Here is a 14,813-nt window from a genome sequence, read left to right on the forward strand (position 1 = left end):
ACGCGAAGATCACATCGAAAGGGCTCAGTGGCCCCCTGCGGCTTCGGGTGAGGGTTTCGCCCGTTTTTTTGGCAGGCGCATGACAAACGGCAGCGGGACGAGGAATAAGAGCAGCGCCGCCAGGATTACGAAGGCGTTCTTGTAGCTCAGCATCGAGGCCTGGAGCTGCATCTGGCGATACGCCTGGCCGATGGCGGCCTGGGATGCCTGCGAGGCAGTCATACCGCCGGAGATTAAGAGATCCTGCATGCGGCTCATGTAGAGACGGTAGGGGACGCTATTGGTGACTACATTGGCTCCGAGAGACTGCTGGTGGACCTGGGTGCTGCGGGCGATGTAGGTGGTAAGAAGAGCAGTGCCGGCGCTGCCGCCGATATTGCGGGCGAAGTTGGAGAGGCTGGAGATCTGGTTGCTCTTATCCGCAGGAACTCCGACGTAGTTGAGCGTGCTGATGGGGATGAAGATGAAGGGCAACGCCATCATCTGCAGAATGCGCCACTCAGTGACGGCTGCGAACGAGGTGTTGAGATCGAGGCGGGTGAGGTTGTAGACGCCGAGGGCGGTGAAGAAGTATCCGGCTGCAGCCATGGTGCGAGGATCGATCTTGCCGACGGTTCTGCCCGCAATGAGCATCATGGCCATGAGGACGAAGCCCGCAGGGGAGAGGACCTCGCCGGCGCGCTCAGCGGTGTAGCCAAGCAGGGTCTGCAGATACTGCGGGATGAGGACTGTACTTCCGAAGAGCACCATGCCGAGAATGAGCTGAAGGAAGACAGCCGTTCCGAAGTTGCGATTCTTTAGCAGCTTGATGTCGACGATGGGATCGGGGTGATACCACTCCCAGAAGACGAACCAGACGAGGAGGACGACGCCGACGATGGCGCAGGTACGGATGCCAGGATCGGAGAACCAATCCTTCTCTTGGCCCTTGTCGAGGACGTACTCGACGAATCCGACGCCGATGGCCACTAGGCCTAAGCCGGTGAAGTCGATCTTAAGGTGTTTGGCAGCTTCTTTGCGGGCTACAAGATGGGGTGGATCTTCCACCATGCGGTTGCTGAGGTAGAGGGAGAGGAGACCGACAGGCAGGTTGATGAAGAAGATCCAGTGCCAGTTGAAGTTGTCGGTGATCCAGCCGCCGAGCGTGGGGCCGATTGCGGGGGCGAAGACGACTGCCATTCCGTAGACCGCGAAGGCCTGTCCGCGGCGCTCGACCGGGAAGGTATCGGCGAGGATGGCTTGTTCACTGGGCGCGAGACCTCCTCCGCCGAGACCTTGCAGGATCCGGGCGATGATGAGGAAGGGAAGCGTTGGAGCGATGCCGCAGAGCATGGAGCAGATGGTGAAGAGCGCCACGCAGGTCATGTAGAAGCGTTTGCGACCCATGCGGTTCGAGAGCCAGCCCGAGATGGGCAGGATGATAGCGCTGGCGACGAGGTAGCTGGTCAGGACCCAGGTCGCTTCTTCCTGGCTGGCGCCGAGAGAGCCGGCGATATGCGGGAGAGCGACGTTGGCGATGGAGGTGTCGAGCACCTCCATGAACGTGGCCAAAGTTACCGTCATGGCGACGGCCCAAGGGTTATGTGCTGGTTTCCATTGGGAAAGGACTTGTGCGGGAGATCCCATATATCAGTCTCCTGATAATATTATCAGGAGACTGATATATGGCAAACAAGAAGAATCGAATAATTCCGGTCAGCGACAAGCGTGGAGCGATGCAGGTGATGAAGCGAATCCTGAATCACTTCAGGACGCAGGTGGATGAAGAGCTGCGTCCTCGCGGAGTGACGACCTCGCAGTTGCAGATTCTTCATGCGATTAAGAATTCTCCCGGGAGCTCCGGGGCGCAGTTGGCGCGGGTTTGTTACGTAACTCCTCAGACGGTGCAGGCTTTGATCGAGAAGATCGAAGAGGAGGGTTGGATCGTTCGCCATAAGGACAAGGGGAACGATCGGATTCTAGCGGCTTCGCTTACGGACGCCGGCGAGGAGCTGCTGACGTTAGCGGAGGAGGCGGTCAAGAGACTTGAGACGCGGTTGTGGGACGGGATCTCTGCCGAGGAGATCGCGAGTCTGAAGCGCGTGCTGGATCGCTGTTTCGAAAATATTGCCGCGGAGTAGTACGGCATCGCGGTGTGGCTACCTCTTTCCGGTAGCCAGTTTCTTTTGGGTCTCCAGGAAGCGGCGAAGGCGGTCCAGAGTGCGAGCCTTGCCGAAGACGACCATGCTTTCGAGCAGCGGCGGGGACATGGTGCTGCCGCTGAGGATGGCGCGGAGGAGCATGAAGTTCTCTTTGATAGACCAACTCGGCTTTTCAGCCTTATATTTCCGTAATCCCTCTATTGCAGAGGAGTAACTGGCTACTGTCGACTCGCTATGGCCCCAATTGCGCAAAGCTGTCTGCATTTGTTTTATGTGCTCATCGTTGATGCTCAAATTAGATCCATGGATTTCCATGACGTTTTGTATGAAGAATTGAATGGCACTTCTATAACTTTTCTGAGTAGATTCGTTTTGAATTGATGCAATAAATGCCTCCTCAATGGACATACTTAGTTGCCGTAGAGCGGCATCAATACATTGTGTCGTCCACTTGGTGGTTTCGAGCAGAGCCAGCTGGTCGGCGGCGAAGAGGAGGGTTTCTTCGGGGGTGCGCTTCTTGGGGACCCAGACTTCGGGGGGTGGAAGGACGTTGTCCTGGAAGAGGAAGGCGGTGAGGTCGCCGAACTGACCGAGGGTTTCGATGCGGGTCTGGATGAGGGTGGAGACTTCGCGGAGGTACTGATCGGAGAGGATGGTGTCGCGGAGGGCGGTGAAGAAGGCGTCCGGCGTGAGGGCGCGGAGATACTCGCTGTTGAGCCAGCGGAGCTTGGTGAGGTCGAAGACTGGTCCGCCGAGGCGGATGTTGGGGACCTCGAAGCGCTGGATCATCTCGTCAAGGGAGAAGATCTCGGTCTCCTTGGCTCCGTTGACGACCTCGACTGGCGTTGGCGAAGGCATTCCTCCGCCCATGAGACCGAGGAAGTTGATGACGGCTTCGGGGAGGAATCCGGCCTGGCGGTAGTAGACGAGGGAGACGGGGTTCTTGCGCTTGGAGATCTTGGACTTGTCCAGGTTGCGCAGGAGAGGCATGTGCCAGAAGCGGGGGAACTGCCAGCCGAAGGCCTGATAGAGGAGGACGTGCTTGGGGGTGGAGGAGATCCACTCCTCGGCGCGGATGACGTCGGTGATGCGCATGAGGTGGTCGTCGACGACGTTGGCGAGGTGGTAGGTGGGGAAGCCGTCGGACTTCATGAGGACCTGATCGTCGACGTTGGAGTGCTCGAAGGTGATGTCGCCGCGGAGCTCGTCGCGGAAGGTGGTGCTGCCTGCGGGAACCTTCATGCGTACGACGTAAGGGCGTCCTTCGCTAAGGTAAGCGTCGATCTGGGCTTGCGTTAGGTCGCGGTGAGCGCCGTCGTAGCGAGGTGGCAGTTTGGATGCTATCTGGCGCTGGCGTAGGGCTTCTAGCTCTTCTGCGGTCTCGAAGGAGCGGTAGGCGGTGCCGTTGCTGAGGAGGATTTCGACGTGCTCGCGGTAGATCTCGGTGCGCTCGGACTGGCGGTAGGGGCCGTAAGGGCCGCCAACGTCGGGGCCTTCGTCCCAGGTGAGGCCTAGCCAGTGGAGGGCGTCGAAGATCATCTGCTCGGAGGTGGCGACGAAGCGGGCGCGGTCGGTGTCCTCGATGCGGAGGACAAACTTGCCCCCGCGCTGTCGGGCGTAGAGGAAGTTAATGAGGCCGATGTAGGCCGTTCCTACGTGTGGGTCGCCGGTGGGCGAGGGGGCGATGCGGACGCGGATGGGAGTAGCTGCTGCTGTGTCTTCGGTCTTCATGAGGTCGTTTTCGATGGTATCAGGGAGGGGGTACCCCCCCGGTAGCCCGGGCCTAAGCGGTTTCGAATCACACGGATACGAGGAGTGACCCTTCGTAAGCCGCTGATTCCAGGCGGTTTGCGTCCAAAACCTTGAGCCAGCTCGAGTTAGCGATCCTTTCTTGTTTTTAAATGGCGAAGCCCCTGCTTGCGCGGGGCTTCTTTTCTCTCTAGTTCTATTTTACGAGATGGACCAAAACTACAGTGCCACTTTTATTTCTTTTGTTTTGATGGAGTTAGGTCGTTTTGGGGCTTGACACGCGATTTTGTTGGGGAATTGAGAGGTTTTGAGAGAATTTGCAATGGAACTGTCGGATATGTGGCACATACACTGGAGTGCTGTTTGTGGGGATGACTGGCCTCTAAACTATCGGTGATCAGTTTGTACGGAGCCGTGTTCTTTCCAGAAAGGCTGGATGTGGCTGAGTAATAGCGGCGCGTCCCCAAAGGTGATGGCGTGCGGTTTCTCTGGGAGCGCCATAAGTTGTGCCTGCGGAACCCAAGCGACAATTTGGCGCGACTGCACGAAGGGATTCACCGTGTCGGCGGTTCCCCATAGGATCAGCACTGGCAGGCCGGATCGGCCGAGTGCCTGATAGGCCTCGGGCTGCCAAAGCACATCGTAGTTTCGCAGGGTATTCAGTAGGCCCTCGCCGAATCCGCGGTAGGACCCCTGCGTACGCATCCAGGCGACCAGAGCATTCCGTTCGGCGGAGGGCGGGTAGGCTTTTTCCATCATGCCCGTCACCTGCCGCGGGCCGATGACGCGGAAGATCCAGTCCCCGACGACCGGTAACAGCAAGGTATCGCTGACGACTGAATGGCGGCCTCCACCTGCCGGGGCGATGAGCGTGACGGATCGAACTCGCCCCGGTGCATCCACCGCGAATGCGGTCACGATAGCGCCGCCTGACGATGCACCGACGATATGAACCGGTTGAACGATCTTGAGTGCGTCGAGCAGTTGGGTGAGCTGGCGCGTGTAGAACTCCCGCGTGTATGGGACCTTCGGACGGTCGGAGTACCCATAGCCCAGAAGATCAGGTGTGATCACTCTGAAGCCGGCCCTTGTGAGCGGTTGCTGCCATTGCCGCCAGGCGTAACCACCAATGACGCCGCCGTGTACTAGGAGGACGACTGGGCCATTTTGTGGGCCGGCCTCGCGCACATGCATGGTGCCGAGCCCTAGATGAACGAAGTGATCGGCATCTCCGGAGCGGATCAAGGCTTGGCGGGCCGCGTCGTCGAGCGGCATGCGCTGCAGATTTGCGAGCGGATACTCCAGAGCCACGGCGGCGAGCACGACAACGAGCCCTCCGAGCATTGCTTTCGGAACCCGCTTCCATCTGGAATTCATCATGACCTCATCTCCAGCAGCCTGTGGGCGCAATCGAGCAGAGTGTCCGCTGCAGGGCGCGGCTGAAAGCCGAGGACTTGCCGAGCTTTGCTGTTATCGACGTCGCGGCGCTGCCCAACGTCATGACGAAACATCCTCAATTTCGGCATGAAGAGCGATAGGGGATAGACCAGATAGTCGGGAATGACTTTGGTCGGCACCTTCGAACCTGCTGGACCAAGCCCGTCGTGCAGGATGCGCGCGATTTCGGGCATCCACAGGAGATGGCCTGTGCAAAGAAACCTCTGACCCGGCGCCTCTGGCGCAGTAAGAGCCGCTACGTGGGCGGCCGCGAGGTCACGCACATCGACCACCGACAGACCGAGATTGAGTAAGCGTGGAGGCTTGCCATCGAGCAGGTTTCCAAGGATCCATACCGATCCCTGCGTGCCCTTGGCCAGCGGCGGTCCGAAGACTGCCCCCGGAAGAATGGTGGTGAGAGTTGTTCTTCCGTGAGTTTTTTCCATGAAGTCCCAGGCAGCGCGCTCTGCGAGGATCTTGGAGCGGCGGTATGGATCGAGCAGAGGGTCTTCAGGATCGGCCCAGATGGTCTCGTTGCTCACCGCGCTGGAGCCTCGCTTGCGAGCAGTTGCCGCCGCAGAGGTCATTACCACTCGCTCGACGCCAGCGGCGACCGCGGCTTTGAGGACTCGCAGAGCGCCGCCTCGGGCTGGCTCTACAAGAGCGTCACGATCGCGTGGGGCATCGCGGCCAAGTGGCGAAGCGATATGAAGGACATGCTTGCAGGCTGCTCCCGCTCTATCCCAGCCATCGTCGCTCGTGAGATCGGCTACGGCAAAGGAGAGCCTGTCCGTCGCGCCCGTCTGCGAGGCGACGGCGGCACGTAGACCGCTCTCGCGCCTGGCATCGCGGATGGTGGTACGAACTTCATACCCTTCGTTCAGCAGTGACACGATCGTCCATCCGGCGATGAATCCTGTTCCGCCCGTCACTAATACTTTCGTCATCGCTTAACCTCGTGTCCAACACTGTCTACAGTTGTAGACATTACATCAGGAAGGTTCATTTGTCTACAGTCGTAGACATCGATAGACTCAATCTATGCGCAAGTCCTCCATTCCACGACGTCGTAGCTCGGCTGAAACTCGGGAAGCGATTTTGCTCTCCGCACGAAAGGCCTTTGCCCAGTCGGGATACGACGGGGCGGGGGTTCGAGAGATCGCCGAGGGTGCTGGTGTTACGGCGATGCTCGTGAATCGATACTTTGGATCGAAAGAGGGACTCTTTGCCGAAGCTCTGGCGGCGACGATGGCGTCGCCAATCATCCTCGCTCCACAAAATATAGAACTCGCGAAACCCGCAGAGGCATTCGCCACGGCGCTGGTCAGCATTACGGAGAAGAATGCGACGCCGCTGGAGGGATTTCTGATTCTCCTGCGCTCCGCATCCAGCACGCGTGCGGCAGAGATTGGACGGGAGCAGATCGAAAAGCACCATCAAAAGACGATGGCCGCGCTTGTGAAGAGGAGTGGTGCTCCGCAGCGTGCCGCGATCGCACTCTCGTTGGTTGCTGGCTTTCAGGTGATGAGGCAGATGGTGGGTTTGACTGCTTTGAACAATTCCAGCGACGCCGTACTTGTTCGCATCCTCACGCCGCTGTTCGAGGAGCTTCTGAACGGGAACGGGGATGAGCCAAAGTCGGCGACGCGTAAGCAGGGATTAGCTATGGCTAAATCTAGGGCTAAGTAGTGATAGGTTCCATTTTTAGTTACAAATTTGGCTGTTGCGCTCTTCGAGGGTTAGCCGTTTTTACTTGCTGTAGCTGGTAGCATTTCGTCTACGAATTCAAGCATTGTGGTATTGAACTGCTCGGGACGCTGCAATGGAGCGAAGTGGCTTCCGTCTTTGAGAAGGATTAAGGAAGCACCTGGAATGGTTTGGGCCAGGTATTGCGCGTGCTCGGGTTTGATAAATTCGTCGTTCTCGCCTTGTACGATTCTGACTGGTACACGGATTCTTGCGAGATCCGACGTTGAATAGTTCGGTTGCGTTCGCTGCATCACGCCGACATCTTCCACGAAGTGTTTGAATTGTTCCGGTGTGGCGGAGAGCTGTCTGTAATCCTCAGTGTGGCGTGCGAAGCAACGGTCCACTGTTGGAGTGGATTCAAACGGTTTTGTGCCGGACGGGTCCATATTGCACGCAAAGAAGAAGACGCCGGCGACGCGAGCGGGGTGCTCCGCTGCGAAGATCAAGGCGGTACACGCGCCGTCGCTCCAACCCACCAGGGCGGGGCGGTCGAGATGCAATGCGTTCATCACGGCGAGGACGTCGGAGGCCATTAATTCATAGGAGTAGGGCTGTTGGTCGCGAGTGCTGCGACCGTGGCCACGGCTATCGATCACAATAGCGCGATAGCCGTGCGCGATCAAAGCCGGGACCTGGTATCCCCAATTGCGGCTATGCCCCAGGCCACCATGCAACAGGATGACAGGTGCGCCGCTGCCGTAGGAGCCGTACCAGATGCGGGCTCCGTTGTTTTCGATGTAGCCAAGATCGTCCGTAGCTGGAAGTGGCGTGGCGCCGCTGGCTTCGAATCTTCTAAGTTCGTCGTCGTGGGCTTCCATATAGGTCATGTTAAATGCGTTTGGTAGAGGCTTATCGGAGCTGGGCCCCACCTCTGGCGAGTGCCGCCAGAGGTGGGAGGCAGGTCTCATTACAGCTTTAGCGTCACTACGGCGTTATCGACTACTGTGGCCCATTTGGCGTCCTCTTTGCCGTAGACGTCGTGCCAGCGCCACCACTTGTATCGTGGCGTCTTGGGATAGCCCTCGGGCGAGTTCTCCCAATCCTCCTGGCGTCCCAGCGGAGTGACGTCGAGATAGCTCCAGACGCTGCCCATCGCTTCGTCGCCACGGTTGTTGATGAAATACGTACGGAAGATTTTGTCGTTCTCGTCACGAAAGAAGACGTTGTGCCCGTGCCACTGGTCGACACCGAAGTCCTTATCGAAGGTGTCGGTGATGGTATACCAGGGGATTTTCTGCCAGCCCATGTGCTGTTTCAGGCGGGCGATGTTCTCCTGCGATCCGCGTGAGGCGTAGGCCAGCGTGGTATCGCGCGCGTGCAGATGCGCGAGGTGCGATACCTGGTCCGCGCCGAGCGAGCAGCCGACGCAGGCATGGTCGGGCCAGCCGTAGACGTCGGGATCGTAGAAGGCGCGATAGAGCACGAGCTGCCGCCGGCCTTCGAAGAGATTGAGTAGAGAGACCTTGCCCTGCGGACCTTCGAAGACGTACTCTTCTTCGACCGCGAGCCATGGCATACGCCGCCGTGACGCCGCCAGTGCATCGCGAGAGCGGGTGTGTTCCTTCTCTTTGACGAGCATCTCCTGCCACGCCTTCTGCCAATCCTCCGCCGACACGACGGGAGGCTTCTTCATCGCTGCGATCGGTTCATTGTTCTGCTGATTGTTGTTCATGGCTTCCTCCTTGTTCGCGCTGGCGCGCGTTCTTATTCCAGAACTTCGCGATGGCAAGCGTGGAAATGCCACCCGCGGATACGGCACTCCCCGCAAGCCACATCGCTGTACCTATGCAGAAGGGGCACATGATTACCTCCCCGCCCGGTCCGCGGCTGCCGTGCGGATACGTCCGATCAACTGGTTCCAACCGGCCTCTACGCCGCGCTCCTGCTCGCCTATCCAGCCCATTGCGCGGTGTGTGAAGCGCATATGGGTGATGCCGTCTTTCTCGGTTAGGCGATATTGCAGGTTCGAGATTGCTGGGTTCGACATGAAGAGGGGGCCCGAGATCTCAAGCAGTGACGGCGCCCTGATGGACTGTACGGTGCCCCAGAAGTGGCCTGTGTTGTCGCCCAGGTCGCGATACCACCGGCCGCCCGGCCAGGCTTCCAGCACCATGGGCATTGGCTTTTCGGGTGTGGAGTTCATGGGTCCCATCTGTTCGAGAATCGTCTCGAAGACGATTTCGATGGGGGCTGCTATCTCTTCTTCCTTGAGGATCTCGAAGGCCTGCAGTACGTCGTCCTTTATCGTGGATGCCATTACTCCTCCTTTGGGTTTGAACCGTCGTCCATGCGAATCATTCGTTCCAGCGCCTTGCGTTCGGCGCGCTGCTTGATCTGGTCGACCTGGTGCGTCCAGTAGCGCTCGAAGGTCTTGACCCAGTCGTGCACCGGTTTCAGGCCGGCAGGGTGAAGCCGGTACATGCGATGTTGCCCGCGCTTCACGACTGTCACAACACCGACCTTGCGCAGCGCACCGAGATGCTTGGATACGGCGGGCTGAGCCAGCTTCAGGCGGAGGACGATGTCGTTGACGGCGTGCTCTTCGCCGTCAGACAACATGGCGATGACCTCGCGCCGCCGGGGTTCGGCGATGGCGCTGAAGACGTCTGCTGGTTGGGTCTTTCGCGTCATGGAGGTTTAATATATTCCTATTTAGGAATATGTCAAGGCCTCAGAATGAATAAATGGAAGCAGCGTAGTGGCGGGCCTACAGGAGAGGAACAAACGCTTATGGGACAGCGTATTCAGGTCTTCAGGAGCATTCGTGGAGTCAGGTAACGAGAGTTCGCAATCGCGCGCGTCCAGTTCGGGTGTTGTTCTCTCCGTAGCGTGCTTTGTGGTCATGGTACATTTGCTCACGGCTAGTCGGTACGGGATCTTTCGGGATGAGCTTTATTACATTGCCTGTGCTAGACATCTTGGTGCTGGATACGTCGATCATCCTCCGTTGATTGCGTGGATCACCTGGGTTGTCCTCCACACATTGGGTTTGTCGCTTCTTGCGCTACGGCTACTGCCCGCTCTGGCGAGCGGCCTCCTCGTATGGATGACCGCTATGATGGCGCGGGAGTGGGGTGGTGGTGGTTATGCGCAGTTTCTGGCGGCGCTGGCTATCGTTCCAGTTCCTGTCTACCTGATCCTGCAGCACTGGCTCACGATGAATGCCTTTGAACCACTGTGTTGGACAGGGATCTTATGGGCAGCGTCACGGATCACTCTGCGCCGCGATCCTCGTTATTGGATTGTGGTGGGTGTGCTGGTGGGGCTCAGCCTCGAAAACAAATACTCCATCGTGTTTCTGGTTGCGAGCCTGACCTTGGGTTTCTTATTTACGAAGGAACGCCGATGGCTTAAGAGCTCTTATTTTCTCGGGGCGCTTGCGATTGCCATGCTGCTCTTTCTTCCTAACCTGGTTTGGCTTGCGCGCCACGGATTTCCGTTCCTTGAATTTGAACGTCATTCCAGAGAGAGCGATTCACGTATTCTTCGCGGCCCTGTCTCTTTTCTACTGGACCAAGCTCGTATTATGAACCCGGTACTGGCTCCGCTCTGGGTGGCTGGTCTTGCATGGTTCTTCACAAGGCGAGGCAAGGCGCTCCGCTGCATCGGTATTGCGGTGCTGGTTGTCATTCTGATTTTGCTTGTTATGCAAGCGAAGAATTATTACGTCTCTCCGATCTATCCGGTTTTATTCGCTGGGGGAGCTATTGCGGTGGAACGATGGTTTATGCAACGCAACTGGCTGCGGGTTGCGTATCCCGTGGCCATCCTTATCTCGGGATGCATCGTCGCTCCGCTGGTGATGCCGATCCTTCCGATTCCACAGTTCCTTGCGTATCACCGGCTATGGCGCGGCTTCACTCCTGTGGTCTTTGAGAACGAGCCGGAGAGGCCACTGCCTCAGTACTTCGCCGACGAGTTCGGTTGGGAGGCGATGGCACAGACGACAGCTCAGGTATTCCACCAGCTCTCCCCTCAAGAGCAAGTCAAGACGGCCATTTTTGCGAACAACTATGGAGAGGCCGCAGCGATCGACTTCTTCGGTCCTCGCTATGGTTTGCCGCTGTCGATCAGTAAGGCTCAGACCTATTGGCTATGGGGGCGGCGTCAATACGACGGACAGAGTGTGATTGTGCTGGGGAGTGATGGCCGTGGGGATCGTGAATTCTTTCGATCGGTTGAGCCCGTTGCCCGCGTCCAGTCTCTCTATTCACGCGCCGACGAACGCTTCACCATTTTTTATGGTAGGGATATGCATCCGCCTCTCGGCGTTCTGTGGCCGCAGATTAAAGCTTGGTAGTCCAAGCCTATTTCTTGAACCGGTATTGTGATGCGGAATTACAATCCGACGGTCTGGAGCGTCTCAAGCCGACACAGATCTGACTGCTCTAGCTAAGGCTCTCAGTTTTCTTGCGCGGCGGCTTCCAGCGTGGGCAGGTCCATCTTGATCATTCCCATCATGGCTTCCATCGCTTTGGGATGGCTTATCAGAGCGCCGATGTTGCGGGGCACGATCTGCCAGCATAGGCCGAAGCGGTCTGTAAGCCAGCCGCAGGCCATGGGTTTGCCGCCTTCGATTAATTTGTCCCAGTAGCTGTCGATCTCTGCCTGGGAGTCGCAGCGGACGAAGAAGGAGAAGGCGGGGTTGAGCTGATACGCAGGGCCGCCGTTGAGGAAGACCATCTCCTGGCCTTCGAGGTCGATTGTGATCGTGGCGATCTTGCCCACGGGCCAGGGACCGACGCCTTTGGAACGCAGCTCATCGAGCTTGCGTGCATGCGGAAAGACGCTCAGGTAAAACTCAGCGGCTTCTTCGGCGTTGTCATTAAACCAGAGGAATGGCGCAAGTTTATTCATGGCAGGCATAGTAGCAACAGGAGACCGCGGAAGACAAGTTGAGGATAGATCGGCCGTAGTGCGCCTCATGCTGGCGGCCAAATGTCTGACGGGCCAGGCGTTTCCATAGAGCGTTTCGGAGGTGTTAGGCGGGCGGAGTTTCTGTTTTGGCGGGCTCGGGAGGCTGTTGGTCGGGGGTCTTCGTATTGGGGTTCGGTTGTACGGATACAGCTGGCGCTCCCTCGAGGATCTTCTGGGCCTGGTGCCAAGTTGCTCGAAGGGTGTCGAGGTCCGTCTCGGATTTCGGGCTGAGCCGATAGTCCATAATGGCGTCCTGCAGAAGCAGATCGCCTTGCCTGTATCGTTCGGCCAGTTGGGCTGGGTGCATCTTTGCGTCAAGCGTCGTAGCGACGACGCTGAGCGCCGCGAAGAGCATCACTACTCTGTCGAATTGAGTCGAGGCGTTTCCAGTGGTGCCGCCAGTCGTTGAGTTATGAGAAGAGAAGGCGTTCTTCACTGCAGCGGTTACCGCAGTGCCAGCGGCCAGAAGGCCAAAGAACCAGTCGGTCACTGTCCAACGCATCCACAGCACCTGGTACCATTCTGCGTCCAGCACGATGGACTTCGCTCCTGGAGGCAGATCTTCGGTCACGGGGGCAGGCTGGGTGGCATGGAACCAGACAAACAGCACGATCGCGCAAGAGGCGATCGCTCCAAGGATACCGAAAGCCCATTTCGTGCCGTTGCTCATTAGGATCCTCCCGTTGGTTCCTCTCGTCGCCAGTTGTGTTCGAGACAATGATGGAGGCCCACTGTATAAAAATACGCGGACAAATTGCAATATTTTTGTGATGGAGTAGGTCGATCCCGCCATGAGAGACTCTCGGCTGATGCTAACTAAATAGACAACGCACTTACCGATGTAACGTCAGACCTGGCTGACCAGAAGCTTTTGGGAAAGAGGAGTAAGTGTCGGCTATAACGTAAAGCGCAGAAGAGCTCGGGCGAAGTTTTCTTTATTTTCTTATGCGGTTCAACACGCATTGTTTTAACAATTCTCGAAAGAGAGAGTCGTGAATTTTGTGATGCGAAAAGAAGATTTTTTCGCGACGATTCGGAATAAAGAGTCTCTTTGGGCTGTTAATCAGCCGTCGCATTTGTAGCGACAGGGACTGAACTATGTATGACGTGGATTTTCTTGCCGCCGCGATTCCGGGAATGCAGTGGTTTCCGGATCGCGGCACCTTTGCCGACCTATGGAGAGTGCAGGTGGGCGAGCGAGGGAGTGCGACTTCAGAGGATGTCCCTTTACACCTGCGCGAATCCGCCGTCGACAAATAACTCGATGCCGGTGATGTAACTACTGTCGTCCGATGCGAGGAAGGTGACGGCCTTTGCGATCTCATCTGCCTGGCCCATGCGGCCCATTGGCACGACGGAGTCGACGCTCTTCAATCGCATCTGTGCAGCTTCGGAGGAGCCGATCAACTCATGGAGACCCTCTGTACCGGTGGAGCCGGGGCTTATTGTGTTGACCCTGATGCGACGGGCCTTGAGATCGGTCGGCCAGGTGCGGGCGAAGGAACGGATCGCCGCTTTGGTTGCGGCGTAGACGGTGTTCGAGAAGAGTTCCTTGGTGCCTACGATGGAGGCGTTGAGGATGATGGACGCGCCGTTGCGCAGGAGAGGCAGAGCTTTTCGGATGGTGAAGGGCAGGCCCTTTCCGTTGACGTCGAAGATACTGTCGAAGTGGTCTTCGTCGATGGTTTCAAACTGACGCCTGTGATCAGCGCGACTTTTCAACCGAGCTTGCCGATTTTAATTTTCTCCCATGTACCTATGTACCGACCGTTATAGATAAGACGTTTTCCGATACCAAAAATAGAACGAAAGGTACAGAACTATGAATGCAGCGACGAAGACAGCGAAGGTGAACGGCAGACCAAGGGAGTTCGACCTCGACAAGGCGACGGAGAAGGCGATGTTGGTCTTCTGGAAGAGAGGGTATGAGGGAGCTTCGGTTGCGGAGCTGACGGAGGTGATGGGGATCAGCAAGCCCAGCCTGTATGCGGCGTTCGGCGATAAGCGGGGGCTGTTTGAGGCGGCGCTACTTCGCTATGACGACGGTCCGCGGGCGTTTGCGGCTCAGGCTCTGAAGCTGCCTACGGCCAAGGAGACGGTGCGTACTTTGCTTGAGGGGGCGGTGGAGGTCTCTACGCGGCGCAAAGGACCTAGGGGGTGTCTGCAGACGCAGGCTGCGCTGGCGTGCGGGCCTGAGGCGGACGAGGTGAAAGACATGGTCTCGCAGAGGAGGCTCGTCGGAGAGGGGAAGCTGCGGTCGAGATTGAGACAGGCGCAGAGTGGCGGGGAGTTGCCGGCTAAGGCCGATGTCGGGGTTCTGGCACGTTATGTGGCCTCGGTGGGCTTGGGGATTACGGTGCAGGCGGCTTCGGGTGTGTCTCGAAAGGAGCTGATGGGAGTTGTGGAGATGGTGATGCGGGGGTGGCCTGCTGTGGGTCGGGGTGCATCGTCCTTTATAGGTTGAAAGGGATTGCCGCTATAAGCAAACCGCAGGTCCTTCGACTGCGGACTCACGGTGAGACTGTGAGTCCCTTCGCTCAGGATGACAATTTTATTGTTAGGGCGAGAAAGAACTAGCAACGGCAACAACAACGGCAAAGACAAGAACAACAGCAACCGCAGGTCTTTCGACTACGGTACTCACGATGAGACTGTGAGTCCCTTCGCTCAGCGACTGTCTGTTTTTGTCAAGCGGCTGGTGGAAAAGACGGCGATGGGACTGCCTCGGAAAACGCTTTGCGTTTCCCGCTTTCCCACCATCCCTGCTGCTGATCTTTATGGAAGAGCAAGAGGGTGGTTGTCTTGCTGTGGGTTGGGTGT

16 protein-coding genes are annotated in these 14,813 nt (G+C 57.7%); 5 read left to right on the plus strand and 11 right to left on the minus strand.

The genetic code is table 11. From position 1 onward, the window contains the following. Positions 1-24: 24 nt before the first annotated feature. Positions 25-1,626, minus strand: coding sequence for a DHA2 family efflux MFS transporter permease subunit (locus HB393_RS22470; RefSeq protein ID WP_213807454.1), 1,602 nt, complete (start codon positions 1,624-1,626; stop codon positions 25-27). A 38-nt stretch (positions 1,627-1,664) separates the two neighbouring features. On the opposite strand from HB393_RS22470, the gene HB393_RS22475 reads away from it, so the two are divergent. After that, on the plus strand, positions 1,665-2,120 hold the full coding sequence (locus tag HB393_RS22475; protein ID WP_213807455.1) for a MarR family transcriptional regulator: 456 nt from the start codon (positions 1,665-1,667) through the stop codon (positions 2,118-2,120). An 18-nt stretch (positions 2,121-2,138) separates the two neighbouring features. Here the strand turns inward: HB393_RS22475 and gltX are convergent, their stop codons facing one another. The 3 genes from gltX to HB393_RS22495 form a co-directional block, all read right to left on the minus strand. After that, positions 2,139-3,872, minus strand: coding sequence for a glutamate--tRNA ligase (gltX, locus tag HB393_RS22485; RefSeq protein ID WP_255551514.1), 1,734 nt, complete (start codon positions 3,870-3,872; stop codon positions 2,139-2,141). Positions 3,873-4,277: 405 nt separating this feature from the next. Then, a complete protein-coding gene (locus tag HB393_RS22490) occupies positions 4,278-5,270 on the minus strand; it encodes an alpha/beta hydrolase (protein WP_213807456.1) in 993 nt (330 codons plus the stop codon). Next, positions 5,267-6,274 (minus strand): NAD-dependent epimerase/dehydratase family protein, encoded by a 1,008-nt coding sequence (locus HB393_RS22495; RefSeq protein ID WP_213807457.1) that lies wholly within the window; start codon positions 6,272-6,274, stop codon positions 5,267-5,269. The genes HB393_RS22490 and HB393_RS22495 overlap by 4 nt, the downstream gene beginning before the upstream one ends. 151 nt (positions 6,275-6,425) lie before the next feature. Between HB393_RS22495 and HB393_RS22500 the strand changes: the two genes are divergently transcribed. Further along, positions 6,426-7,016: a TetR/AcrR family transcriptional regulator gene (locus HB393_RS22500; protein ID WP_213807458.1), complete on the plus strand. Its 591-nt coding sequence runs from the start codon at positions 6,426-6,428 to the stop codon at positions 7,014-7,016. Positions 7,017-7,066: 50 nt separating this feature from the next. On the opposite strand, the gene HB393_RS22505 is transcribed toward HB393_RS22500, so the two are convergent. From HB393_RS22505 to HB393_RS22520, 4 genes are all read right to left on the minus strand, one after another. Continuing rightward, the gene (locus HB393_RS22505) at positions 7,067-7,984 is read right to left on the minus strand and encodes an alpha/beta hydrolase (RefSeq protein ID WP_255551515.1); all 918 of its coding nucleotides are present in this window, start codon (positions 7,982-7,984) and stop codon (positions 7,067-7,069) included. Then, positions 7,984-8,748 (minus strand): DUF899 domain-containing protein, encoded by a 765-nt coding sequence (locus tag HB393_RS22510; protein ID WP_213807459.1) that lies wholly within the window; start codon positions 8,746-8,748, stop codon positions 7,984-7,986. The genes HB393_RS22505 and HB393_RS22510 overlap by 1 nt, the downstream gene beginning before the upstream one ends. A gap of 132 nt (positions 8,749-8,880) precedes the next feature. Further along, the gene (locus HB393_RS22515) at positions 8,881-9,333 is read right to left on the minus strand and encodes an SRPBCC domain-containing protein (protein ID WP_213807460.1); all 453 of its coding nucleotides are present in this window, start codon (positions 9,331-9,333) and stop codon (positions 8,881-8,883) included. Continuing rightward, entirely contained in the window at positions 9,333-9,707 is a 375-nt protein-coding gene (locus HB393_RS22520; protein WP_213807461.1) for a metalloregulator ArsR/SmtB family transcription factor, read from the minus strand. Before HB393_RS22520 ends, HB393_RS22515 begins: the two co-directional genes overlap by 1 nt. A gap of 211 nt (positions 9,708-9,918) precedes the next feature. On the opposite strand from HB393_RS22520, the gene HB393_RS22525 reads away from it, so the two are divergent. Continuing rightward, positions 9,919-11,376: a glycosyltransferase family 39 protein gene (locus HB393_RS22525; protein ID WP_213807462.1), complete on the plus strand. Its 1,458-nt coding sequence runs from the start codon at positions 9,919-9,921 to the stop codon at positions 11,374-11,376. Positions 11,377-11,477: 101 nt separating this feature from the next. Here the strand turns inward: HB393_RS22525 and HB393_RS22530 are convergent, their stop codons facing one another. The 3 genes from HB393_RS22530 to HB393_RS22540 all read right to left on the minus strand — a co-directional run bounded on the left by HB393_RS22530 (position 11,478) and on the right by HB393_RS22540 (position 13,715). Next, complete coding sequence (locus HB393_RS22530; protein ID WP_213807463.1) at positions 11,478-11,933, minus strand: VOC family protein; 456 nt, start codon at positions 11,931-11,933, stop codon at positions 11,478-11,480. 124 nt (positions 11,934-12,057) lie between these two features. Next, on the minus strand, positions 12,058-12,663 hold the full coding sequence (locus tag HB393_RS22535) for a hypothetical protein (protein ID WP_213807464.1): 606 nt from the start codon (positions 12,661-12,663) through the stop codon (positions 12,058-12,060). A 557-nt stretch (positions 12,664-13,220) separates the two neighbouring features. Beyond that, positions 13,221-13,715: an SDR family oxidoreductase gene (locus tag HB393_RS22540; protein WP_213807465.1), complete on the minus strand. Its 495-nt coding sequence runs from the start codon at positions 13,713-13,715 to the stop codon at positions 13,221-13,223. A gap of 100 nt (positions 13,716-13,815) precedes the next feature. Here HB393_RS22540 and HB393_RS22545 point away from each other — a divergent pair, with 100 nt between their 5' ends. Both HB393_RS22545 and HB393_RS22550 read left to right on the plus strand, forming a co-directional pair. Next, a complete protein-coding gene (locus tag HB393_RS22545; protein WP_213807466.1) occupies positions 13,816-14,457 on the plus strand; it encodes a TetR/AcrR family transcriptional regulator in 642 nt (213 codons plus the stop codon). Positions 14,458-14,535: 78 nt separating this feature from the next. Further along, positions 14,536-14,813 (plus strand): hypothetical protein (locus HB393_RS22550; protein WP_213807467.1); only part of this gene is annotated, 278 nt, incomplete at its 3' end.

The sequence above is a fragment of the Granulicella sp. dw_53 genome, assembly GCF_018449545.1.
Lineage (GTDB): Bacteria > Acidobacteriota > Terriglobia > Terriglobales > Acidobacteriaceae > Edaphobacter.

Coding starts and splice junctions, on each gene's coding strand:
- HB393_RS22470 (WP_213807454.1), bottom strand. CDS start 1,626: ATGGGATCTCCCGCACAAGTCCTTTCCCAATGGAAACCAGCACATAAC.
- HB393_RS22475 (WP_213807455.1), top strand. CDS start 1,665: ATGGCAAACAAGAAGAATCGAATAATTCCGGTCAGCGACAAGCGTGGA.
- gltX (WP_255551514.1), bottom strand. CDS start 3,872: ATGAAGACCGAAGACACAGCAGCAGCTACTCCCATCCGCGTCCGCATC.
- HB393_RS22490 (WP_213807456.1), bottom strand. CDS start 5,270: ATGATGAATTCCAGATGGAAGCGGGTTCCGAAAGCAATGCTCGGAGGG.
- HB393_RS22495 (WP_213807457.1), bottom strand. CDS start 6,274: ATGACGAAAGTATTAGTGACGGGCGGAACAGGATTCATCGCCGGATGG.
- HB393_RS22505 (WP_255551515.1), bottom strand. CDS start 7,984: ATGAGACCTGCCTCCCACCTCTGGCGGCACTCGCCAGAGGTGGGGCCC.
- HB393_RS22510 (WP_213807459.1), bottom strand. CDS start 8,748: ATGAACAACAATCAGCAGAACAATGAACCGATCGCAGCGATGAAGAAG.
- HB393_RS22515 (WP_213807460.1), bottom strand. CDS start 9,333: ATGGCATCCACGATAAAGGACGACGTACTGCAGGCCTTCGAGATCCTC.
- HB393_RS22520 (WP_213807461.1), bottom strand. CDS start 9,707: ATGACGCGAAAGACCCAACCAGCAGACGTCTTCAGCGCCATCGCCGAA.
- HB393_RS22525 (WP_213807462.1), top strand. CDS start 9,919: ATGGTACATTTGCTCACGGCTAGTCGGTACGGGATCTTTCGGGATGAG.
- HB393_RS22530 (WP_213807463.1), bottom strand. CDS start 11,933: ATGAATAAACTTGCGCCATTCCTCTGGTTTAATGACAACGCCGAAGAA.
- HB393_RS22535 (WP_213807464.1), bottom strand. CDS start 12,663: ATGAGCAACGGCACGAAATGGGCTTTCGGTATCCTTGGAGCGATCGCC.
- HB393_RS22545 (WP_213807466.1), top strand. CDS start 13,816: ATGAATGCAGCGACGAAGACAGCGAAGGTGAACGGCAGACCAAGGGAG.